The sequence below is a fragment of the Sphingosinicella sp. YJ22 genome, from assembly GCF_011320075.1.
Taxonomy (GTDB): Bacteria; Pseudomonadota; Alphaproteobacteria; order Sphingomonadales; family Sphingomonadaceae; genus Allosphingosinicella.
Map to the genome: position 1 here is coordinate 80,095 of NZ_JAANPA010000004.1, position 20,826 is coordinate 100,920.

The 20,826-nt window shown below is 67.9% G+C and carries 20 protein-coding genes; 7 read left to right on the forward strand and 13 right to left on the reverse strand.

Annotated features, from left to right (window positions below):
* Positions 1 to 75 precede the first annotated feature (75 nt).
* The 8 genes from rseP to rpsB form a co-directional block, all read right to left on the reverse strand.
* The gene (gene rseP / locus G7B71_RS02920) at positions 76 to 1,200 is read right to left on the reverse strand and encodes an RIP metalloprotease RseP (protein ID WP_166037697.1); all 1,125 of its coding nucleotides are present in this window, start codon (positions 1,198 to 1,200) and stop codon (positions 76 to 78) included.
* On the reverse strand, positions 1,197 to 2,360 hold the full coding sequence (locus tag G7B71_RS02925) for a 1-deoxy-D-xylulose-5-phosphate reductoisomerase (RefSeq protein ID WP_166037699.1): 1,164 nt from the start codon (positions 2,358 to 2,360) through the stop codon (positions 1,197 to 1,199). The genes rseP and G7B71_RS02925 overlap by 4 nt, the downstream gene beginning before the upstream one ends.
* A 3-nt stretch (positions 2,361 to 2,363) precedes the next feature.
* Complete coding sequence (locus G7B71_RS02930) at positions 2,364 to 3,260, reverse strand: phosphatidate cytidylyltransferase (RefSeq protein ID WP_166037702.1); 897 nt, start codon at positions 3,258 to 3,260, stop codon at positions 2,364 to 2,366.
* Positions 3,257 to 3,997, reverse strand: a complete 741-nt coding sequence (locus G7B71_RS02935) for an isoprenyl transferase (protein ID WP_166037704.1) — start codon at positions 3,995 to 3,997, stop codon at positions 3,257 to 3,259. The genes G7B71_RS02930 and G7B71_RS02935 overlap by 4 nt, the downstream gene beginning before the upstream one ends.
* A gap of 32 nt (positions 3,998 to 4,029) precedes the next feature.
* The gene (gene frr / locus G7B71_RS02940; protein WP_166037706.1) at positions 4,030 to 4,587 is read right to left on the reverse strand and encodes a ribosome recycling factor; all 558 of its coding nucleotides are present in this window, start codon (positions 4,585 to 4,587) and stop codon (positions 4,030 to 4,032) included.
* On the reverse strand, positions 4,574 to 5,323 hold the full coding sequence (pyrH, locus tag G7B71_RS02945; protein ID WP_166037708.1) for a UMP kinase: 750 nt from the start codon (positions 5,321 to 5,323) through the stop codon (positions 4,574 to 4,576). Before pyrH ends, frr begins: the two co-directional genes overlap by 14 nt.
* A gap of 110 nt (positions 5,324 to 5,433) precedes the next feature.
* A complete protein-coding gene (tsf, locus tag G7B71_RS02950) occupies positions 5,434 to 6,381 on the reverse strand; it encodes a translation elongation factor Ts (protein ID WP_166037710.1) in 948 nt (315 codons plus the stop codon).
* A gap of 119 nt (positions 6,382 to 6,500) precedes the next feature.
* Positions 6,501 to 7,259, reverse strand: a complete 759-nt coding sequence (gene rpsB / locus G7B71_RS02955) for a 30S ribosomal protein S2 (RefSeq protein WP_166037712.1) — start codon at positions 7,257 to 7,259, stop codon at positions 6,501 to 6,503.
* A 242-nt stretch (positions 7,260 to 7,501) separates the two neighbouring features.
* Between rpsB and G7B71_RS02960 the strand changes: the two genes are divergently transcribed.
* The gene (locus G7B71_RS02960) at positions 7,502 to 7,741 is read left to right on the forward strand and encodes a hypothetical protein (protein WP_166037713.1); all 240 of its coding nucleotides are present in this window, start codon (positions 7,502 to 7,504) and stop codon (positions 7,739 to 7,741) included.
* On the opposite strand, the gene G7B71_RS02965 is transcribed toward G7B71_RS02960, so the two are convergent.
* Genes G7B71_RS02965 through G7B71_RS02975 form a run of 3 tightly spaced genes read right to left on the reverse strand, consistent with a single transcriptional unit; the run spans position 7,666 to position 10,003 of the window.
* Positions 7,666 to 8,406: a phosphatidylserine decarboxylase gene (locus G7B71_RS02965; protein ID WP_166037715.1), complete on the reverse strand. Its 741-nt coding sequence runs from the start codon at positions 8,404 to 8,406 to the stop codon at positions 7,666 to 7,668. The two genes, G7B71_RS02960 and G7B71_RS02965, sit on opposite strands and share 76 nt — an antisense overlap.
* Positions 8,407 to 8,435: 29 nt before the next feature.
* On the reverse strand, positions 8,436 to 9,263 hold the full coding sequence (locus G7B71_RS02970) for a CDP-alcohol phosphatidyltransferase family protein (protein WP_166037717.1): 828 nt from the start codon (positions 9,261 to 9,263) through the stop codon (positions 8,436 to 8,438).
* Positions 9,260 to 10,003: a phosphatidylserine decarboxylase gene (locus G7B71_RS02975; protein ID WP_166037719.1), complete on the reverse strand. Its 744-nt coding sequence runs from the start codon at positions 10,001 to 10,003 to the stop codon at positions 9,260 to 9,262. The genes G7B71_RS02970 and G7B71_RS02975 overlap by 4 nt, the downstream gene beginning before the upstream one ends.
* Positions 10,004 to 10,137: 134 nt before the next feature.
* On the opposite strand from G7B71_RS02975, the gene G7B71_RS02980 reads away from it, so the two are divergent.
* Complete coding sequence (locus G7B71_RS02980) at positions 10,138 to 10,743, forward strand: methyltransferase domain-containing protein (protein ID WP_166037721.1); 606 nt, start codon at positions 10,138 to 10,140, stop codon at positions 10,741 to 10,743.
* A gap of 75 nt (positions 10,744 to 10,818) precedes the next feature.
* The gene (locus G7B71_RS02985; protein WP_166037723.1) at positions 10,819 to 12,051 is read left to right on the forward strand and encodes an NADP-dependent isocitrate dehydrogenase; all 1,233 of its coding nucleotides are present in this window, start codon (positions 10,819 to 10,821) and stop codon (positions 12,049 to 12,051) included.
* Here the strand turns inward: G7B71_RS02985 and G7B71_RS02990 are convergent.
* Positions 12,008 to 13,255: an FAD-dependent oxidoreductase gene (locus G7B71_RS02990; RefSeq protein ID WP_166037725.1), complete on the reverse strand. Its 1,248-nt coding sequence runs from the start codon at positions 13,253 to 13,255 to the stop codon at positions 12,008 to 12,010. The two genes, G7B71_RS02985 and G7B71_RS02990, sit on opposite strands and share 44 nt — an antisense overlap.
* Before the next feature lie 76 nt (positions 13,256 to 13,331).
* On the opposite strand from G7B71_RS02990, the gene G7B71_RS02995 reads away from it, so the two are divergent.
* The 3 genes from G7B71_RS02995 to G7B71_RS03005 all read left to right on the forward strand — a co-directional run bounded on the left by G7B71_RS02995 (position 13,332) and on the right by G7B71_RS03005 (position 16,976).
* Positions 13,332 to 15,134, forward strand: coding sequence for a cation:proton antiporter (locus G7B71_RS02995; protein ID WP_166037727.1), 1,803 nt, complete (start codon positions 13,332 to 13,334; stop codon positions 15,132 to 15,134).
* Between the two features lie 145 nt (positions 15,135 to 15,279).
* Positions 15,280 to 16,524, forward strand: coding sequence for a DUF763 domain-containing protein (locus G7B71_RS03000; RefSeq protein ID WP_166037729.1), 1,245 nt, complete (start codon positions 15,280 to 15,282; stop codon positions 16,522 to 16,524).
* A gap of 32 nt (positions 16,525 to 16,556) precedes the next feature.
* On the forward strand, positions 16,557 to 16,976 hold the full coding sequence (locus G7B71_RS03005; protein ID WP_166037731.1) for a hypothetical protein: 420 nt from the start codon (positions 16,557 to 16,559) through the stop codon (positions 16,974 to 16,976).
* 25 nt (positions 16,977 to 17,001) lie between these two features.
* On the opposite strand, the gene alaS is transcribed toward G7B71_RS03005, so the two are convergent.
* Entirely contained in the window at positions 17,002 to 19,662 is a 2,661-nt protein-coding gene (gene alaS, locus G7B71_RS03010; RefSeq protein ID WP_166037733.1) for an alanine--tRNA ligase, read from the reverse strand.
* A gap of 112 nt (positions 19,663 to 19,774) precedes the next feature.
* Between alaS and G7B71_RS03015 the strand changes: the two genes are divergently transcribed.
* Positions 19,775 to 20,803 (forward strand): lyase, encoded by a 1,029-nt coding sequence (locus G7B71_RS03015; protein WP_243406072.1) that lies wholly within the window; start codon positions 19,775 to 19,777, stop codon positions 20,801 to 20,803.
* Positions 20,804 to 20,826: the final 23 nt, after the last annotated feature.

The window sequence follows — 20,826 nt, forward strand, 5'->3', positions numbered from 1 at the left end:
CCCTAGTATTACGCGCCGGCGGAACGGCCGGCTTCTCCCTGTCGTCGGCTGCCCTGCCCGAAGCGGCCCAACCGATCAACCCGCCAGCCTCTGGAAGAAGCCGAACGAGACCAGATCGTTGAACGTGATGAAGATCATCAGCGCCAGCAGCACCATCAACCCTGTCCGGAATGCCCATTCCTGCGCCGCCGGGCCGAGCGGTTTCCGCCTCACGCCCTCGATGAGGTAGAAAAGGAGGTGACCCCCGTCGAGCAGAGGAATTGGCAACAGGTTGATGAATCCCAGATTAATCGACACGATGGTCATGAACCAGAAGAAGGCAACCCAGCCGAGCGTCGCCTGCTGGCCCGACACTTCGGCGATCTTGAGCGGACCGCCCAGTTCCTTGACCGAGCGCTGGCCGGTGATGACCTGGCCCAGCGCGACGATCATCGATTCCACGGTTCCGATGGTGCGGTCGACGGCGGCGAGGAACAGGCGATGCGGCGGCAGCCGCTCGAGGCTGGCCCCGACGCCGGGCGCGATGCCGAGATGGCCGATGCGGGCGCTGTTGCCGAATTCGTCCTCGACGGACTTCTCGGCCGAGGTGATCGCCAGCGGCAGCTCCTGGCCGTCGCGGACGACGGTCAGCTCCATCCGCGTGTTCGGTCGCAGCGAGACGTAGGAGCTGAGATCAGCGAAGGTATCGATGCCGCGGCCGTTGATCGCGACGATCTGGTCGCCGGGCCGAAGCTCCGACGCGGCGGCGGGCGTGTTCGGCACCAGCGCTCCGACCGTCGCGGTCGCGGTCGGGTAGCCGTTGACCGCGAAGATCGCCATGAAGGCGAGGATCGCGAACAGGAAGTTGGTGAACGGGCCCGCGGCGACGATGATGAAGCGCTGCCACACCGGCTTGGCCTGGAAGGTCTGGCTGCGCTCGGCCGCGGGCAAGGCGAGCCACTCGTCGCTCGGTGTCGAGGCGGCGTTCATGTCGCCCTTGAACTTGACGTAGCCGCCGAGCGGCAGGACCGCGACCTTCCACCGCGTGCCGCGCCTGTCGGTCCAGCCGAACATTTCCTTGCCGAAGCCGATCGAGAAGGTTTCGGCCCCCACGCCGAACATGCGGCCGGCAAGATAATGGCCCAGCTCGTGGATGAACACGAGCGGCCCCAGCACCGCGAGGAACGCGGCAACGATCAGCAGAAAGCTCGGGTCGTTCAAACGTGGATCTTTCCAGTCACCCGGCGCGCGACGGCGCGCGCCTCGGCATCGATCTCCAGTACCGCCTCGATCGTCGCCGGCGTGGGCGGATCGTAGGCGGCCATGACGTCCCCTACAATTGCGGCGATATCAAGGAAGCCGATCGACCGCGCAAGATAGGATGCGACGGCCACCTCGTTGGCTGCGTTGAGAATCGCCGGCTTGGCCCCGCCCTCGGCCAAAGCCTGCCTTGCCAGGGCCAGCGCGGGGAAGCGCTCGAAGTCCGGCGCCTCGAAGTCGAGCCGGGCGATCGTGGCGAGATCGAGGCCGGTGCACGGGGTCGCCATGCGTTGCGGCCAGGCGAGCGTGTAGGCGATCGGCACCCGCATGTCGGCCGGGCCGAGCTGGGCGAGCAGAGAGCCGTCGCAATATTCGACGAGGCTGTGGACGATCGACTGCGGGTGGACGACCGCCTCGAGCTGGTCCGCCTTGACCGGGAACAGATGGTAGGCCTCGATCAGCTCGAGTCCCTTGTTCATCAGGGTCGCCGAATCGACCGAGATCTTGGCGCCCATCGACCAATTGGGGTGGGCGACCGCCTGTTCGGGGGTGGCGGCGCGCATCTCGTCCAGGGTCCAGGTGCGGAACGGGCCGCCGCTGGCGGTGAGGATGATCCGGCGGATCTCGGCCGCGCGCGCGCCGTGAAGGCACTGGAATACGGCATTGTGCTCGGAATCGACCGGCAGCAGGGTCGCGCCCGAGCGCCGCGCCGCCTCGGTCATCAAGGCGCCGGCAGAGACCAAAGCCTCCTTGTTGGCGAGCGCGACGATTCCGCCGCCTTCGAGCGCGCGCATCACCGGGGCGAGCCCGGCGGTGCCGACGATCGCCGCCATGGTCCAGTCGGCCTGCGCTCCGGCCGCTTCGATGATCGCCTCGCGGCCGGCCGAAACAGCGACATTGGTGCCGGCGAGCGCTGCCTTGAGCTCGTCGAAACGGGCCGGGTCGCCGATCACCGCGCGCTCGGGGCGGAAATTGCGGGCGAGCTCGGCGAGCCCGGCGACGTCGCTGTTGGCGGTGAGCGCGACGATCTCGAACGCGCCCTCCCCTTCACGCTCTATCAGGTCGAGGGTCGAGCGGCCGACCGACCCGGTCGCACCCAATATGGTGATTCGCCTCGCCATGGTTCAGCCGGTCCACAGCCCCGCCATCAGCACGGCGAGGGTCGCGACGCTGACCGCCATCAGCCCGTCGACCCGGTCGAGCACGCCGCCATGTCCGGGCAGGATGGTGCCGCTGTCCTTGACCCCGCAGCGCCGCTTGACCCAGCTCTCGTAGAGGTCGCCGCTCTGCGCGATCACCGCCATCACCGCGCCGAGCCAGGTGAACGGCGCGCCCAGCGCGAAGAAGTCGGCGGCGAGCCAGCCGCAGATCCCGGCGCCGGCCGCCCCTCCGATCAGGCCCGCCCAGGTCTTGGCCGGGCTGATCCGCGGCGCCAGCTTGGGACCGCCGATCGACTTGCCGGCGAAATAGGCGAAGATGTCGGTCGCCCAGGTGACGATCATCACCCAGAAAATGAGGCCGAAGCCGATCGCCCAGCTCATCACCAGCAAGGCGAACGCCGGAACCGCGACATAGACGAAGCCCCATCCGAGCGTCGGCCGCCGGCTCGCGAGGGCGAGCAGAAGGCCCGTGGCGAGCGCCGCGGCCATCGCGTACCAGACCGGCGTGAAGGTGGCGTCGTCGATCGCCCACATCTCCTCGCCGCTGTCGAGGCGGATCGTGTCGATCGCCCCGGCGGGATAGAGATATTCGCCACCGCCGAGCAGCAGCAGCGCGAGCAAGGCGACGCCGAGCCAGGTCCACGGCCAGGCGACGCGGTGCATGTCGGCCCATTCGGCCAGGGTGATCGCAGCGGCGATGGTGATGAGGATCCTGAGCGGCCAGCCGCCGAACCAGATCGCGACGCTCGCCACCGCGATCATCAGAACGCCCATAACGAAGCGGGTCGGCAGATCGGGCACGTGGCCGGGCGTTCCGGCGAGCGGCGGAACCGCGTTCGGCTCGGGCGGACGCTCGCTCACAGGCCACCGTAGCGGCGCTCGCGCCGCGCATATTCGTCGAGGGCGGCGCGAAGCTGGTCGGCGCCGAAATCCGGCCACAGGGTGTCGGTGAAGATCAGCTCGGCATAGGCCGCCTGCCACAGCAGGAAATTGGACAGGCGATATTCGCCCGAGGTGCGGATGAGCAGGTCGAGCGGCGGCAAGCCGCTGGTGTCGAGCACCGAATCGACCATCGCCTCGTCGATCGCGTCCGGCGCCAGCGCGCCGGCGGCGATCCGCCCGCCGAGGGTCCGCATCGCCCGAACCAGTTCGCCGCGGGCGCCGTAGTTAAGCGCGACCGCGACCGTCATCCGGCCATTGTCCCTGGTCCGCTCGATCGCCTTGTCGACCATCCTGGCGACGTCGGGCGCGAAGGCGTTGTGGTCGCCGAGCACGCGCAGCCGCACGCCTTCCTTGTGGAAGCCGTCCAGCTCCTTCTGGATGTAGAAGCGAAGCAGGCCGGTGAGGTCGTTGATCTCTTCTTCCGGGCGGCGCCAGTTCTCCGACGAGAAGGCGTAGAGGGTCAGGCACTCGACCCCGGCCTCGCCGGCCGCGCGGACCGCGCGGCGGGCGGCCTCGGCGCCCTGCTTGTGGCCGGCGCCGCGCGGAAGCCCGCGCGCCTTCGCCCAACGGCCGTTGCCGTCCATGATGATGGCGACGTGGCGCGGCACGCGCGGGTCGCGCGGCCCGGCGGCGTCCGGCTGCGGCTTTCCCGCCATCGCGGGAGGGGCGGCTGAAGCCGGACGGACGCTCACTTCTGGAGGATTTCTTTCTCTTTGGCGGCGACGACCTGGTCGATCTCCTTGACCGCCTCGTCGGTCAGCTTCTGGACCTCGGCGTCGAGACGCTTGTGGTCGTCCTCGCTGATTTCCTTCTTCTTCTCGTCGGTCTTCAGCGCGTCCATGCCGTCGCGGCGCACGTTGCGGACCGCGATCTTGGCCTTCTCGGCATATTGGTGCGACAGCTTGGCGAGCTCCTTGCGCCGCTCCTCGGTCAGGTCCGGGATCGGCAGGCGGATATTCTGCCCGTCGGTGATCGGGTTGATGCCGAGGCCGGCATTGCGGATCGCCTTCTCGACCGCGCTGATATTCGACTTGTCCCACACCTGCACCGACAGCAGCCGCGGCTCGGGCGCCGACACCGTGGCGACCTGGTTCAAGGGCATGTTGGCACCGTAGACGTCGACCTGGATCGGATCGAGCAGAGTGGTCGAGGCGCGGCCGGTGCGCAGGCCCCCGAGATCGTGCTTCAGCGCCTCGACGGCGCCGTGCATGCGGCGCTGAATGTCGTCCTTGTTATAGGCCGGCATCTTGTCCTCCCTCATTCTTGTCGCTCTGGACGATCGTCGCCACCCCTGCCCCGTCGAGCACGCTGGCGAGATTGCCCTGCTCGCGGATGTTGAAGACGACGATCGGAATGTTGTTGTCGCGGCACAAGGCCACGGCGCTGGCGTCCATCACCTTCAGATCCTCGCTGAGGACCTTGTTGTAAGTCACTGAATCATAGCGCTGCGCGCTCGCCACCTTCTTCGGATCGGCGCTGTAGATGCCGTCGACGCTGGTGCCCTTGAACAAAGCGTCGCAATTCATCTCGGCGGCGCGGAGGGCAGCGGCGGTGTCGGTGGTGAAATAGGGATTGCCGGTTCCGGCGGCGAAGATCACCACCCGGCCCTTCTCCATGTGGCGCACGGCACGGCGGCGGATATAGGGTTCGGACACGGTCGCCATCGGAATCGCCGACTGGACGCGGGTGTCGACGCCGATCTTCTCGAGGGCGTTCTGCATGGCGAGCGCGTTCATCACGGTCGCGAGCATGCCCATATAGTCGCCGGTGGCGCGGTCGAAGCCCTTGGCGGCGCCGGCGAGGCCGCGGAAGATGTTGCCGCCGCCGATGACCAGGCACAGCTCGTGGCCGGCTTCCTTGGCCTGTTTGATTTCCTCGGCGAGGCGGCCGACCGTCTCTGGCTCGATTCCGAACTGCCCTTCGCCCATCAGGGCCTCGCCGGACAGCTTCAGAAGGATGCGGTTGAAGCGCGGGCGCGGCATAGGGTTTTCGGGTCCGTTCGGCGTCTGCGGGCTGGGGTGGCGCACCTTAGTAAGGAGACGCCACCCTGCCAAGCATCTTGCCCCGGCCTCGCCGGCCGGGCGCCATGGGTTCAGGCGACCGGCTCGGCCTTCTGGGCCACGCCGGACGCGGCGGCGACTTCGGCGGCGAAGTCGCTCTCCTGCTTCTCGATGCCCTCGCCGAGCTGGAAGCGGATATAGGCGTTGAGCGTGACCGGAGCGCCAAGCTCCTTGCCCTTGGCGGCGATCACGTCCTCGACCTTGGTCTTGTTGTCCATCACGAAGAGCTGCGACAGGAGCGCATTCTCCTTGCGGAACTTGGCGATGCCGCCCTCGACCATCTTGGCGACGATGTCGGCGGGCTTGCCGGACTCGTTGGCCTTCTCGGTGGCGATGGCGCGCTCGCGCTCGACCAGGGCCGGGTCGAGATCCTCGCCGCGCAGCGCCAGCGGGTTGGCCGCGGCGATGTGCATGGCGAGCTGCTTGCCGAGCGTCTCGAGCTCGGCCTGGTCGGCCGAGCTTTCGAGCGCGACGAGAACGCCGATCTTGCCGAGGCCCGGAGCGGCGGCGTTGTGCACGTAAGGCACGACCCGGCCCTGGCCGACCTGGAGCACCGCGGTGCGGCGCACCGACTGGTTCTCGCCGATGGTGGCGATGTTGCTGGTCAGCTTCTCCTCGACCGTCCCGCCGCCCGGATAGGCGGCGGCGAGCAGGCTCGCGGCGTCGTCGGCGCCCTGCAGCGCAAGGCTCGCGACGGTACGGACGAAGTCCTGGAACTGGTCGTTCTTGGCGACGAAGTCGGTCTCGGAATTGACCTCGACGACGGCGCCGCGATTGCCCTCGACGGCGACCCCGATCAGACCCTCGGCGGCGACCCGGCCCGACTTCTTGGCGGCGGCGGCAAGACCCTTGGCGCGCAGCCAGTCGACCGCGGCTTCCATGTCGCCATTGGTCTCGGCGAGCGCCTTCTTGCAGTCCATCATGCCCGCGCCGGTGCGCTCGCGCAGTTCCTTGACGGTCGCGGCGGTCACTTCAGCCATGTCTCATATCCTCTTTGCATGATCCTCCCCTCCCGCTTGCGGGAGGGGCTGGAGGAGGGATTGTCGAAACAGCCCCTCCCCTCGATCCCCTCCCGCAAGCGGGAGGGGAAGTCAGGTGTTTAGGCGTCGGCTAGCGCGGCTTCGGCCGGCGGCTCGTCCATCGCGCCGACGTCCTGGCCGCGGGCGGCGGCGCCGCCCTGCTTGCCGGCGAGCACCGCGTCGGCGACCGCGTCGGTGTAGAGGCGGATGGCGCGGCTGGCGTCGTCATTGCCGGGGACCGGGAAGGCGATGCCGTTCGGGCTGACATTGGTGTCGAGGATGGCAACGACCGGGATGCCGAGCACGTTGGCTTCCTTGATCGCCAGCTCTTCCTTGTTGGCGTCGATCACGAAGATCACGTCGGGAAGGCCGCCCATGTCGCGGATGCCGCCGAGCGACAGCTCGAGCTTGTCGCGCTCGCGGGTGAGCTGGAGGACTTCCTTCTTGGTCAGGCCCGCGGTGTCGCCGGCGAGCTGCTCCTCGAGCGCCTTGAAGCGCTTGATCGAGCCCGAGATGGTCTTCCAGTTGGTCAGCATGCCGCCGAGCCAGCGGTGGTTGACATAATGCTGGCCGCAGCGGCGGGCCGCCTCGGCGATCGGGTCCTGGGCCTGGCGCTTGGTGCCGACGAACAGCACCTTGCCGCCGGCGCCGACGCTCGAGCGGACGAAGTCGAGAGCGCGGGCGAACAGGCCGACGGTCTGCGACAGGTCGATGATGTGGACGCCGTTGCGATCGCCGAAGATGTAAGGCTTCATCTTCGGGTTCCAGCGGTGGGTCTGGTGGCCGAAATGCGCGCCAGCCTCGAGCAATTGCTGCATCGTGACGTCGGTGGACGCCATAGGTAGTCTCCTTCCGGTTCTGCCTCTGCGGTGCCTGTCACCCCGGACGTATCCAGGGCACCGGTATGGTGGCTCCGCATGTGGGATGGGCGCGCACTTAGTCGCAGCGCCGGGGAAAATCAACGCCTTGATCGCGCCGCAGGTCGTCCCAGTCGCAGCCGCGTCGCCCGGCCGAATCAACCATGATGGAGCAAAGACGCGGCTGAACTGTTTCAGGCTGTGGACAAATTTGGGGATAGGCTGTGATGCATCTGTTGGCGATCCTGTTCTTCGCAGGCGTGCTGGGGGCATGCGTCGCCTTGCTCTGGTCGGTGGTCGACGAGCATCGGGCGCTCATTCTCGCCAGCCTGCCCTGGCAGCAGCGACGGCCGGCGCCCCACCTTCAGGCGATCGTCCGTCGGGTCAGTTACTGCGCGATGCCCTCGATCAGCTCCGAGACGCCGGTCCTGGCGAGGATCGTCTCCCCCGCGATGGTGCGCTGACCGAGCAGTACCTGGCTGCCGGTGGCGGCCGGCAGATAGACGTCGGTGCGGCTGCCGAAGCGGATGATTCCGACGCGCTGGCCAGCGACGACCTTCTCGCCCTCCTTGACCCAGCAGACGATTCGGCGGCCGATCAGCCCGGCGATCTGGGTGAAGGCGACGCGTGTGCCGTCCACCCCCTCGACCAGCATATGCTGGCGCTCATTGTCCTCGCTGCCCTTGTCGAGCTCGGGATTGATCGTCTTTCCGGGGACATAGACGAGGCTCTTCACCATCCCTTCGATCGGCGAGCGGAGGATGTGGGCATCGAACAGGCTCATATAGATCGAGATTCGCACCACCGGCTCGGGCGCCAGCGCGCCGTCGTCGAGCAGCTCGCTCGGCGGCACCACGGTCGCGATCATGGTCACCGTGCCGTCGGCTGGAGCGACGATCGCGCCCTTGCGCAGAGGCGTGGTGCGGACCGGGTCGCGGAAGAAGGCGGCGATGCCGAGGCCGAAGAAAGCCACGAACCAGCCCAGCGTGTCCCAGTCGATCACCCACCAGCAGAACAGAGCGAGCGCGGCGGCGGCGACCAGGAACCGACGCCCTTCGGGATGGACCGGTGGGATCCGCCATTGGACGCTCGCGGGGGGCGGCGGATCCGGCTTGTCGAGCGACGGCATGGGCGGACCTTAGGAAGGGTTCTGCCCGCTTACAACAAGGTGTCCTGCGCGGCGGGCGGTTCGGGGTCCTCGCTCTCGGGGGCCGACGCGATGCCGATCCCGCCGGTCGCGGCCAGCCGTGCGCGGAGGCGCAGATAGCTGCGCACGCTGAGCGGAATGCTGACGAGATAGCCGATCGCGAGCAGCGCCAGGGTCGTCCACGGCACCGCCACCAGCGCCGCAGCCAGCGCGACCATGACCACCACCGCTTCGAAGCGGATTCGCTGGCGCAGGCGGAATTGCGGGCGGAAGGTCGCGAGGCTGGAGACCAGCAGCAGCGCGACGATGGTGGTCCAGCCGGCCACCAGGGCCGGCATACGCAGCTCGGGCAGCCCGCTCCAGAACCACAGATAGAGCGGCAGCAGGGCCAGCAGCGCGCCGGCCGGCGCCGGCACGCCGGTCAGATAGCCATGCGGGCGATGCGGCGGGTCGGTGCGGTCGATGCCGGCGTTGAAGCGGGCGAGACGAAGCGCGCAGAACAAGGCGAGCAGCAAGGCGACCAGCCAGCCGAACCGGCCGATCCCGTTCAGCGACCAGGTGTAGAGGATGAGCGCCGGCGCGACGCCGAAGGAGATGGCGTCGGCAAGGCTGTCGAGCTCGGCGCCGAATCGGGTCTCGCCGCGCACCAGCCGAGCGATGCCGCCGTCGATTCCGTCGAGCACGGCGGCGACCAGCACCAGCAAGACCGCCGCCTCCCATTCCCCGAGCAGCGCCGCGCGAATCGCGGTGAGGCCCGAGCAGAGGCCGAGCGCCGTCACCAGATTGGGCAGGATCGCTCGGAGCGGAATGCCGCCCCGCCGGCGTCTCGGCCGTTTCACTGCGCGATTCCCGACACCGCGCCTTCGCCGGGGGCGGCGAGCACCGTCTCTCCCGCGACCGTGCGCTGGCCGAGCGCGACGCGCGGGGCATGGCTTTCCGGGACGAACACGTCGACCCGGCTGCCGAACCGGATCAGCCCGATTCGCTCGCCCGCCACAACCCGGTCGCCCGGCTTGACGAATGGCACGATTCGGCGCGCGACGAGGCCGGCGATCTGGATGATTCCGACGCGGAGGCCGTCGGCCTGCTCGAACACGATATAATTGCGCTCATTCTCTTCACTGGCCTTGTCGAGGTCGGCGTTGAGGAACTTACCCGGCACATAGCTGACGTGGCGCACAACGCCGGCGACGGCGGCGCGGTTGATGTGCACGTCGAACACGCTCATGAAAATCGAGATTCGCACCAAGGTGCCTTCGCCGAGCGCCTCGGCGCCGCGCAGCTGCGGCGGCAGCGGCACCCGCTCCATCATCGTGATAAGACCGTCCGCCGGAGCGACGACCAGCCCCTCCCCTTGCGGAGTAACCCGGATCGGATCGCGGAAAAAGGACGCGATCGCCAGCGCCAGGAGCAGGAACGGCCAGCCGATGAGCGGCCATATGAAAAGCGGCGTGAAGAACAGCGTGACCAGGGCGAGCACCGCCACGATCGCGATGAATTTGTAGGATTCGCGGTGGATGGCGGGGAACCGCCACTTCACGTTCGTGGTGACGATGGGCGGCTTGTCGAGCGATGGCATGGCGCGCCTCTAGCGGCCCCGGCGTCCCATTCCCAGCCCCCGGGAACGGCGTCTCGTACAGCATATGCTTGAATCGGCGCGAATTGACGAGCAGGAGGCGCCGGCAAAACCACGATTCTGAAACGGGAACCACAATGGCTCACCCCTCAACCGGCGAGCGCCGCCGCAATGCTCGTCCGCCGTCGCCCTGGGGCATGTTCATCCGCGGATTCATCAAGCGGCCGGTCATGGTCGGCGCCGTCGCTTATTCGACTCGCCGCCTCGTCGAGCACATGATCAGCCGCTGCGACTGGGCCAATTGCAAATTGTTCGTCGAATATGGCCCCGGCGTCGGCACCTTCTGCCGGCCCATCCTGGAGAAGCTCCCCGCCGACGGGATGCTGATCGCGATCGACACCAATCCGGATTTCATCGACTATCTCAAGCAGACCATCGACGATCCCCGTTTCGTCGCGGTGCTGGGCTCGGCCGCGGACGTCGAACGGATCGTCCGCGAGAACGGGCATGACAAGGCCGACTACATCACCTCGGGACTGCCCTTCTCGACCCTCCCCAAGGGCATCGGCCCGGCCATCGCCGCCGCCACCCACCGCATCTTGCGGCCGGGCGGCGCCTTCCTGGTCTATCAATATTCGCCCAAGGTGAAGCAGTTCCTCACGCCGCAGTTCAAGCGCATCGAACATGCGATGGAATGGTGGAATGTGCCGCCCGCGCAGCTCTACTGGGCGTGGAAAGACTGATCCGCCGCAGCGGTTGATCGGCGCGAGGCGTCACCGTAGACGCGCGCCAGATTTCTATTTCGGGGAAGCGAGCACATGGCCAAGATCAAAGTGAAGAATCCGATCGTCGAGCTCGACGGGGACGAGATGACCCGGATCATCTGGCAGTGGATTCGCGAGCGCCTGATCCTGCCCTATCTCGACGTCGACCTGCTTTACTTCGATCTCGGCATCGAGAAGCGCGACGAGACCAACGACCGGATCACCATCGACGCTGCCAATGCGATCAAGCAGCACGGCGTCGGTGTGAAGTGCGCCACGATCACTCCGGACGAGCAGCGCGTCGAGGAGTTCGGCCTCAAGAAGATGTGGAAGTCGCCCAACGGCACGATCCGCAACATCCTGGGCGGCACGATCTTCCGCGAGCCGATCGTCATTTCCAACGTGCCGCGCATCATCCCCGGCTGGACCGATCCGATCGTCGTCGGCCGTCACGCTTATGGCGACCAGTATCGCGCGACCGATTTCAAGGTGCCCGGCCCGGGCAAGCTCACCATGAAGTTCGTCGGCGAGGACGGCCAGGAGATCGAGCACGAGGTGTTCGAGTTCCCTTCGGCCGGCGTCGCGATGGGCATGTACAATCTCGACGATTCGATCCGCGACTTCGCCCGCTCGAGCATGAACTATGCGCTCGGCCGCGGCTGGCCGCTTTACCTGTCGACCAAAAACACCATCCTCAAGGCCTATGACGGCCGCTTCAAGGACCTGTTCCAGGAAGTGTTCGACACCGAAGGCTTCAAGGAGAAGTTCGGCGAGGCGAAGATCGTCTACGAGCACCGCCTGATCGACGACATGGTGGCGAGCGCGCTCAAGTGGAGCGGCAAGTTCGTGTGGGCCTGCAAAAATTATGACGGCGACGTCCAGTCGGACCAGGTCGCGCAGGGCTTCGGCTCATTGGGCCTGATGACCTCGATCCTGATGACCCCGGACGGCAAGACCGTCGAGGCCGAGGCGGCGCATGGCACCGTCACCCGCCATTATCGCATGCACCAGCAGGGCAAAGCGACCTCGACCAACCCGATTGCTTCGATCTTCGCCTGGACCGGCGGCCTCAAGTTCCGGGGCAAGCTCGACGGCACGCCGGAGGTCACGCGCTTCGCCGAGACCCTGGAGCGCGTCTGCATCGAGACCGTCGAATCGGGCAAGATGACCAAGGACCTCGCCATCCTGATCGGCCCCGAGCAGAGCTGGATGACCACCGAGCAGTTCTTCGAGGCGATCCGGGTCAACCTGGAGACGGCGATGGCGCGGGAAGCCCAGCCCGCCTGAGCCCAGCGTCGGGCGAGCGGACGTGCTCGCGGCGGACCCCGAGGCCGATGAACCGGCCCGGGATCCGCCGCAGCAGCGCGAAGCGATCGAGCAGCCTGACCGCGAGCGGAACGCGCAGAGTCCTCGTCGCTGGATCGAGCACTGGACCGATGACCGCGTCCTGAGCGCGTTTCTGCGCTCCCTGAATGAGCCGCGTCGGTAAAAAGCGGCGGTCCTGCACCCTCCGGAGCAGTGGATCGACATCCTTTCCGGCAGCGAACGGCCCAGCGAGGATGTTCGCCGCCGCCACCGCATCCTGGATGGCGAGGTTGATTCCGACGCCGCCCGCTGGCGACATGGCGTGCGCCGCATCACCGATGGCGAGCAGGCCCGGCCGATGCCACCGCTCGAGCCGATCGAGCTCCACGGTGAGCAAATGCATCTGCTCGATATCGGTCAGAACCTTGTCGAGCGGCCCGAGGATCGGCGCGGCCTTCTCGATCCGCGCCCGCAGCGCCTCGATGCCGCCGGCACGCAGCTCGGCGCCCATGCCCTTCGCGAAGATATAGGCGACTTGCCAATAATCACCGCGGTCGATCAGCGCCATTAGGGTGCGGGGCGCGACGATTCCGCGCAGAGTGAATTCGGTGCCGGGCGGCTTCGGCACTCGAAACCAGAAGACGTCCATCGGCGCGCCGAGATTCTTCAGCGGGAGCATCTCCCTGGCCAGCGACGACCGGCCGTCCGCCGCGATCGTCAGCGTAGCGTCCAGCTCTCGGCCGTCGGCGAGGCGGACGCCCGTGACTCGATCCCCTTGTTCAACGAACGAAGCGATCGGCGCTTTCATCTCGAGAGCGAAGGTCGGGTAGCGCTCCGCCTCATCGCGCAGGAAATCGAGAAAATCCCACTGGGGCATCATCGCGATGAACGGCGCCGGGGTGCGGAGATGACTCAGGTCGCCGAGCCGAAATTCCTTGCCGGCGATGGTCCCGCGCGCCTCGTAAAGGCGGTTGTGCGGCCGCTCCAGGAAGCTCTCAAGCAGTCCGAGCTCGCTTAGTATCTCCATCGTCGACGGGTGGACGGTGTCGCCGCGGAAATCGCGCAGGAAGTCGCCGTGCTTTTCGAGCACGAGCGTGCGGACACCGGCCCGGGCGAAGAGCAGGCCGGCCATCATCCCGGACGGGCCGCCACCGACGATGATCAGGTCGGTTCGCCGATCCGCCATGCCCGATTAAGGCGCTCGTTACGGCGCCGATGCAAGCGCCTGCTGACAAGCCGCTTTCATCCTGCAAGAAAGCCCCATGGCAGCCGACATCACGCATGGTTTCGGGACTTCAGGTCTCAGCGACGCCCTCGTCATTCTCGGCGCGGCGGGCATCGTCATTCCCGCCTTCGCGCGCTTCCGGGTCAGCCCGGTCATCGGCTTCATCCTGGTCGGCGCGCTGGTCGGCCCGGCGGGCCTCGGGGCGATGGCGGGCCAGCTGCCGTGGCTCAACTACGTCACCATCACCAATTCCGAGGCGATCGCTCCGTTCGCCGAGTTCGGCATCATCCTGCTGCTGTTCTCGATCGGGCTCGAGCTGTCCTTCCTGAGACTGTGGACGATGCGGCGGCTTGTGTTCGGGGTCGGCGCTACCGAGCTGATCGGCTCGGCCGTGCTGATCGGCGGCGCCCTGTTCGTCGTCGGCTATGCCTGGACCGGCGCGGTCGCGCTGGGCCTCGCGCTGGCCATGTCGTCGACCGCGGTGGTGCTGCCGCTGGTCGGCACGTCGAGCGCGGTCGGGCGGTCTGCCCTCGCCATGCTGCTGTTCGAGGACCTGGCGCTCGTCCCGATCATCTTCGCGCTGGGCTTCCTCGGACCCTACGGGTCGGGGAGCGACGTCAGCCAGCTTCTCAACATCGTCTGGAAGGGCGCGCTGGTCATCGTCGGCATCCTGGTGATCGGGCGCTGGCTCCTGCCCCGGCTGTTCGCTCAGGCGGCGCGGGCCAAGAGCCCGGAGCTGTTCCTGGCGGCCAGCCTGGTCGTCGCCATCGTCGCCAGCCTGATGACGGCCGCCGTCGGCCTGTCGCCTTATGCCGGAGCGCTGCTCGCCGGCATCCTGATCGCCGAGACCGAATATCATGGCGAGGTCGAGGTGATGACCGCGCCGTTCCGCGGCCTCGGCCTCGGCGTGTTCCTGATCACCGTCGGCATGAGCCTCGATATCATGCAGATCGCGGCGCGCTGGGAATTGCTTCTGATCGCCCTGATCGGCGTGATGCTGGTCAAGACGATGGTAACCGGCACCTTGCTGCGCATCTCGGGCACCTCCAAGGGCGTCGCCGCGGAAGCGGCGGTGCTTATGGCGTCGCCGTCGGAGACGACTTTGATCGTGCTCGGCGCGGCGGCGACCGCAGGGCTGATCGCCGCCGACGTCGCGTCCTTCTGGCAGATCGTGACCGCACTCGGCCTCACACTGACGCCGCTGCTGGCGCGGGTCGGGCGCGACCTCGCTCGCCGGGCCAACCGCGCCGAGGAGAGCGACGGCGGCAAGCACGTGCCGAGCCGCGAACAGCCGCGCGCGGTGATCATCGGTTTCGGCCGCGTCGGCCGCCTCGTCGCCGACATGCTGGCGGTTCACGACCGGCCCTATGTCGCGATCGATTCCGACATCGACAACGTCACCCAGGCGCTGAAGGAAGGCTATCCGGTCATCTTCGGGGACGCCACGCGCAGCGAGTTCATCGACCGGCTCAATCTCGGCCATGCCAGCGCGCTCATCCTCACCATGGACGATCCGGTGCTGTCGATTCGGCTGGTCAAGCGCGCCCGCGCCTGGGTGCCGGACCTCACCATCGTGGCGCGCGCCCGCGACGCCGCCCACGCCGCCGAGCTCTATCGCGCCGGCGCCACCGATGCGGTCCCGGAGACGCTGGAGAGCTCGCTGCAGCTGTCCGAGGCGGTGCTGGTCGACATCGGCATGGCGATGGGCCCGGTCATCGCCTCGATCCATGAGAAGCGCGCCGAGATGCGCCAGCAGATCATGGAGATGGGCGAGATGGACCACGAACCGACGCTGCGGCGCCACCGACTTCGCGACGCCGTTCAGGAAAAGTCGGCCTAGCCGCCCTCCCCTTCGTCATGCCGGACCTGATCCGGCTTCCACCTGGGTTTTTCCAGCTGGCCCAGAGAGGATGGACCCGGATCGAGCCGGGGGGTGACGAGGAAGTACGGGCCTGCTATCGTTCCTCCTATGTTCCAGGCGCGACATGGCTAGGCGGGCGGGCAGCGCCGATCTGCCGCTGCACGGCGGGCGCGTGCCCGCTTGGCTCGGCGAGCGCATGACGCGGCTCGGCACCGTCATCGCCGAGGCGATCATCCTCGAATATGGCCGCGACGAGCTTCTGCGCCGCCTCGCCCACCCCTTCTGGTTCCAGTCGTTCGGAGCGGTGATGGGGATGGACTGGCATTCGTCCGGGATCACCACCAGCGTGATCGGGTCGCTCAAGCGCGGCCTCAACCCGCGCGCCGGCGAGCTCGGGATCCAGGTCTGCGGCGGGCGCGGCAAGCATTCACGCGCGACCCCGGCGGAGCTGACCGCGGCCGGCGACCGCGCCGGCTTCGACGGGCTGGAGCTGGCGCGGGCGAGCCGGCTTGTCGCCAAGGTCGACAGCGCCGCGGTGCAGGACGGCTTCGACCTCTATCTCCACGGCTTCATCGTCACCGACGACGGCGCCTGGACGGTGGTCCAGCAGGGCATGAACGGCGACAGCCGCAAGGCGCGGCGCTACCACTGGCTGTCGGAGGGGCTGACCAGCTTCGTCGACGCGCCCCACGCGGCGATCGAGGGTCAGAGGCAGGGCGAGATCGTCAACCTGGCCGATCGCCGCGCCGCGGCCTCGCGCCAGGCCCAGCTCGATTTGCTGGCCGATCTCGGCCCGGATCGGCTGGCGAAGGAGATGGCGCTGCTTCGGCCGCCGTCACCGCCTCCGGCGCAGGGCGCGCTGCCGCACCTCGATCTGCCCGATCATCATGACGTCAGGCCCGATGACGTCATCCTTCGCCGCCTGCACGGCACCCTCGCCGCGGCGGCCGAGGCGGGACCGAAGGACTTCCCGGAGTTGCTGCTCGTCCCCGGGGTCGGCGCGCGCACGGTGAAGTCGCTCGCCATGGTCGCCGAGGTGATCCACGGGGCGCCCTGCCGCTTCTCCGACCCGGCGCGCTATTCGCTCGCCCATGGCGGCAAGGACCGCCATCCCTACCCCGTGCCGACCAAGGTCTATGACAAGACGATCGGCGTCCTGAAGGCCGCGGTCGAGCAGGCCAGGCTCGGCCAGGACGAGAAGCTCGGCGCCATCCGCCGCCTCGACGAACAGGCGCGCCGGCTCGAGCGCCACGCGACCGGCCCCTCGCTCGACGCCTTCATGGCCGAGGAGCGGGCGCGCTCGAACGATTATGGCGGCCGAAGCATCTTCGGCTGGGAGCCGCCCTCTCTGAAGAGCGCTGGGGCCTAGGTCTCTTTCGGTCGATGATCTAGACTCTCCTTATGCACTGGCCGTGGACCAAGCGTTTGGTTCGTCTCGTCGATGGAGAGGATGACGTCTTGCAAGCGGTTACCGGCCGTGGTGCCCGGCAGCTTCGAGACCTCGCGGCGGACCATTGCGAGGCCGTCACCGACATCGCAACGATTGCCAACATCTACGACAGGCGCGACCAGTGGCTCCTCTCCTCGGTCCATTTCACTGGAGTGGAGGAGGCGATCTCCTTGGACAGCCTGACGCGTTTTCTCAGCGGAGAGGAGCCTGCGTCACAAAGGGGACCGCTCGCCGCGCCGCAGGTCCGAGCCGAACTCCAGCGCCTCGCGCGAGTTCTCGACGAGTTCCGAAAACATCCCGCCAAGGCGAAGCAGGCAGAAGCCTTTTTCCACCGCGAGAATGAGGAATATACCCGGCGGATGAGCCTCTAGGCGGACTTAATCCGCATACGTGGCTTCACGCCGTCACAGCTTCCTTCGTGATCGTCTCGCGAACCGCGGCAAGGGCCTCTTCGCCCTTGCTGCCGTCGGGGCCGCCGCCCTGGGCCATGTCGGGGCGGCCGCCGCCGCCCTGGCCGCCCAATGCGGCGACGGCAGCGCGGACGAGGTCGACGGCGTTGAAGCGTGACGTCAGATCGTCGGTGACTCCGGCGGCGACGCTGGCTCGGCCTTCATTGACCGCGACGAGAGCGACGACGCCGCTGCCGACGCGACCCTTGGCTTCGTCGACCAGGCCGCGGAGCTGCTTGGGATCGATACCGTCCAGCACCTGACCGATGAAGGCGGTGCCGGCGACCTGCTCGGGACCGGCGGCTTCCTTGGCAGTGCCGCCACCCATCGCGAGCGCTTTCTTGGCCTCGGCGAGCTCGCGCTCGAGCCGGCGGCGCTCCTCGATCAGCGCGGCGACTCGGGCCGGGACCTCGTCGGGCGAGGCCTTGAGCGTCGCGGCGGCTTCGCGCAGGCGGTTGTCGCGGTCGAGCAGCCAACGGCGCGCGGCCTCGCCGGTCAGAGCCTCGATGCGGCGCACGCCGGAGCTGACCGCGCTTTCCGAGACGATCTTGAACAGCTGGATGTCACCCAGCGCGTTGACGTGGGTGCCGCCGCACAACTCGACCGAGTAATTGCCCTCGTCGCCCGAACCCATGCTGAGCACGCGGACCTCGTCGCCATATTTCTCGCCGAACAGGGCGACGGCGCCGGCGTCGATGGCGTCGGCATGGCTCATCAGCCGCGTCGTGACCTGCTGGTTCTCGCGGATATGGGCGTTCACCTCGGTCTCGACCGCCTCGATATCCTCGGCGCTCAGCGCCTTCGGATGCGAGAAGTCGAAGCGGAAACGGTCGGGCGCGACGAGGCTGCCCTTCTGGGTGACGTGACCGCCGAGCCGGTGGCGCAGAGCGGCATGGACGAGGTGGGTCGCCGAATGGTTGGCGCGGATGCGGTTGCGGCGCTCAGCATCGACGACGAGCTTGACCGCGTCGCCGACCTTGACCGAGCCGGCCTTCACCGTCGCCTGATGCGCGTGAAGGCGGCCGAGCGGCTTGGACGTGTCTGCAACATCCGCCTCGAAGCCATTGTCTCCACTGATCTTTCCGGCGTCGCCCATCTGACCGCCGCTCTCGCCGTAGAAAGGCGTCTGGTTGGTCAGCAGAATGACGTCATCGCCCGCGTTCGCGGTGTCGACGCGCGCGCCGTCCTTGACGATGGCGGTGATCACGCCCTCACCCTCGGTGCCGGCATAGCCGGTGAACTCGGTCGAGCCCTGGTCCTCGGCGATGTCGAACCAGACGTCCTCGGAGGCCTTGGCGCCCGAGCCCTTCCAGGCGGCGCGGGCCTGCGCCTTCTGCTCGGCCATCGCGTAGTCGAAGCCGGCGCGGTCGACGGCAAGGCCCTGGGCGCGAAGCGCGTCCTCGGTGAGGTCGTATGGGAAGCCGAACGTGTCGTAGAGCTTGAACGCGACCGCTCCGGGAAGGGTGTCGCCCTTGTTCATGCCGCCCGTGGCCTCGTCGAGCAGCTTGAGGCCGTTGGCGAGGGTCTGGCGGAAGCGGGTCTCTTCCGACTGAAGGGTTTCGACGATCAGCGGCTGGGCGCGGACCAGCTCGGGGAAGGCGCCGCCCATCTCCGAGACGAGCTCCGGCACGAGGCGGTGCATCAGCGGCTCGGCGGCGCCGAGCAGGTGGGCGTGGCGCATGGCGCGGCGCATGATGCGGCGGAGGACATATCCCCTGCCCTCATTGGCCGGCAGGACTCCGTCGGCGATGAGGAAGCCCGACGCGCGCAGGTGATCGGCGATGACCCGGTGGCTCGCCTTGCCGGGACCGGCGGGGTCGCTCTTCGTCAGCTCCGACGACGCGGCGATCAGCGCCTTGAACGTGTCCGTGTCGTAATTGTCGTGGACGCCCTGGAGCACCGCGGCGATTCGCTCCAGGCCCATGCCGGTGTCGATCGACGGCTTGGGCAGGTCGCGGACGATCTCGTTGTTCTCCTGCTCATATTGCATGAACACGAGGTTCCAGATCTCGACGAAGCGGTCGCCGTCCTCGTCCGGGCTTCCGGGCGGGCCGCCGGGGATATGCTCGCCATGATCGTAGAAGATCTCCGAGCAGGGCCCGCACGGGCCGTTGTCGCCCATCGCCCAGAAATTGTCCTTGGTCGGGATGCGGATGATGCGGCTCTCGGGCAGCCCAGCGATCTTCTTCCACAATTCGAAGGCATCGTCGTCGGTGTGATAGACGGTCGCGGTCAGCCGGTCGGCCGGAAGCCCCCACTCCTTGGTGAGCAGGTCCCAGGCGAGGCTGATCGCGCGCTCCTTGAAATAGTCGCCGAAGGAGAAATTCCCCAGCATCTCGAAGAATGTGTGGTGGCGCGCGGTGTAGCCGACATTGTCGAGATCGTTGTGCTTGCCGCCGGCGCGAACGCACTTCTGGCTCGACGTCGCGGTCGTGTAGGGCCGGGTTTCGAGGCCGGTGAACACGTTCTTGAACGGCACCATGCCCGCGTTGACGAACATCAGGGTCGGGTCGTTTTGCGGCACCAGCGGCGCCGAAGGCACGATTTGGTGCCCCTCGCGGCCGAAATGGTCGAGAAAGGAGCGGCGGATATCGTTCGTCGAACTCATTCGGTTGACTTAGGCGCGGCGGGGTGAGCGGGCAAGCGGTAGGCCGCCCCCTTGAGCCGCCGCCGCACCAGGCTACAATCGCCAGTCCAGCCCCGGATAAACGAGGATCGCGATGCGCCGTTTCGCCGTGACAGCCGCCCTGGCCGCCTTTCTGACCGTCCCGGCCCAGGCCCAGCCCGCCCAGGCGCCCGCGCAGCAGTCCGCGCCCCGCCCACCGGCGCGCACCGACCTGCCGGCCAACGTCCGCGTGTTCGACGTGCCGCCGGGCAGCCGCCCGCACGATGTCGCGCCGGGACCGAACGGCCTCGTCTGGTATACCGGGCAGCGCCGCGGCACGCTCGGCATCCTCGATCCCCGCACCGGCGCGGTGCGCGAAGTGCCGCTGGGCGAAGGCGCCGCGCCTCACGGCGTCATCCAGGGCCCGGACGGCCATGCCTGGATCACCGACGGCGGCCTCAACGCGGTCGTCCGGGTCAATGCGCAGACCGACGAAGTGACGACCTGGCGCCTGCCCGCCGAATTCCCCAACGCCAATCTCAACACGGCCGCGTTCGACCGCGACGGAGTCATCTGGTTCACCGGCCAGACCGGCGTCTATGGCAGGCTCGATCCGCGCACCGGTGCGATGCGGGTGTGGAACGCGCCGGAAGGCCGCGGTCCCTATGGCATCGCCGCGACTCCGGACGGCGAGATTTATTATGTCAGCCTCGCCGGCAGCCACCTCGCCCAGGTCGACCGCGCGACCGGAGCCGCGACGGTGATCGAGCTACCGACCGCCGACCAGGGCGCTCGTCGGGTCTGGGCCGACAGCCGCGGCGACCTGTGGATCTCGGAATGGAATGGCGGGCAGCTCACCCGCTACGATCCGCGCACCCGGCAATGGCGCAGCTGGCGGCCCGCTGGCGAGCGGCCGCGCGTCTATGCCGTCTATGTCGATCCGCGCGACCAGGTGTGGATCACCGACTTCGCCGCCAACGCCACCCTCGCCTTCAACCCGGCGACCGAGCAGTGGACCAGCTATCCGGGCAGCGGCCCCAACGCCAATGTCCGCCAGATCCTCGGCACCCGCGATGCCGTCTACCTGCCGGAATCGGGGCTCGATCGGATCATGGTCGTCGACCTGACCCGGCCGCCGTCGTGAAGCTGGCCCTGGCCGCCGCCGCG

What these genes read in the sequence shown, in the direction of transcription:
- G7B71_RS02990 (WP_166037725.1), bottom strand. Translation starts at nt 13,255, where the DNA reads ATGGCGGATCGGCGAACCGACCTGATCATCGTCGGTGGCGGCCCGTCC.
- tsf (WP_166037710.1), bottom strand. Translation starts at nt 6,381, where the DNA reads ATGGCTGAAGTGACCGCCGCGACCGTCAAGGAACTGCGCGAGCGCACC.
- G7B71_RS02935 (WP_166037704.1), bottom strand. Translation starts at nt 3,997, where the DNA reads ATGGCGGGAAAGCCGCAGCCGGACGCCGCCGGGCCGCGCGACCCGCGC.
- rpsB (WP_166037712.1), bottom strand. Translation starts at nt 7,259, where the DNA reads ATGGCGTCCACCGACGTCACGATGCAGCAATTGCTCGAGGCTGGCGCG.
- alaS (WP_166037733.1), bottom strand. Translation starts at nt 19,662, where the DNA reads ATGAGTTCGACGAACGATATCCGCCGCTCCTTTCTCGACCATTTCGGC.
- G7B71_RS02995 (WP_166037727.1), top strand. Translation starts at nt 13,332, where the DNA reads ATGGCAGCCGACATCACGCATGGTTTCGGGACTTCAGGTCTCAGCGAC.
- pyrH (WP_166037708.1), bottom strand. Translation starts at nt 5,323, where the DNA reads ATGCCGCGCCCGCGCTTCAACCGCATCCTTCTGAAGCTGTCCGGCGAG.
- G7B71_RS02975 (WP_166037719.1), bottom strand. Translation starts at nt 10,003, where the DNA reads ATGCCATCGCTCGACAAGCCGCCCATCGTCACCACGAACGTGAAGTGG.
- frr (WP_166037706.1), bottom strand. Translation starts at nt 4,587, where the DNA reads ATGCCGGCCTATAACAAGGACGACATTCAGCGCCGCATGCACGGCGCC.
- G7B71_RS02985 (WP_166037723.1), top strand. Translation starts at nt 10,819, where the DNA reads ATGGCCAAGATCAAAGTGAAGAATCCGATCGTCGAGCTCGACGGGGAC.
- G7B71_RS02965 (WP_166037715.1), bottom strand. Translation starts at nt 8,406, where the DNA reads ATGCCGTCGCTCGACAAGCCGGATCCGCCGCCCCCCGCGAGCGTCCAA.
- G7B71_RS02980 (WP_166037721.1), top strand. Translation starts at nt 10,138, where the DNA reads ATGGCTCACCCCTCAACCGGCGAGCGCCGCCGCAATGCTCGTCCGCCG.
- G7B71_RS03000 (WP_166037729.1), top strand. Translation starts at nt 15,280, where the DNA reads ATGGCTAGGCGGGCGGGCAGCGCCGATCTGCCGCTGCACGGCGGGCGC.
- G7B71_RS02925 (WP_166037699.1), bottom strand. Translation starts at nt 2,360, where the DNA reads ATGGCGAGGCGAATCACCATATTGGGTGCGACCGGGTCGGTCGGCCGC.
- G7B71_RS03005 (WP_166037731.1), top strand. Translation starts at nt 16,557, where the DNA reads ATGCACTGGCCGTGGACCAAGCGTTTGGTTCGTCTCGTCGATGGAGAG.
- G7B71_RS03015 (WP_243406072.1), top strand. Translation starts at nt 19,775, where the DNA reads ATGCGCCGTTTCGCCGTGACAGCCGCCCTGGCCGCCTTTCTGACCGTC.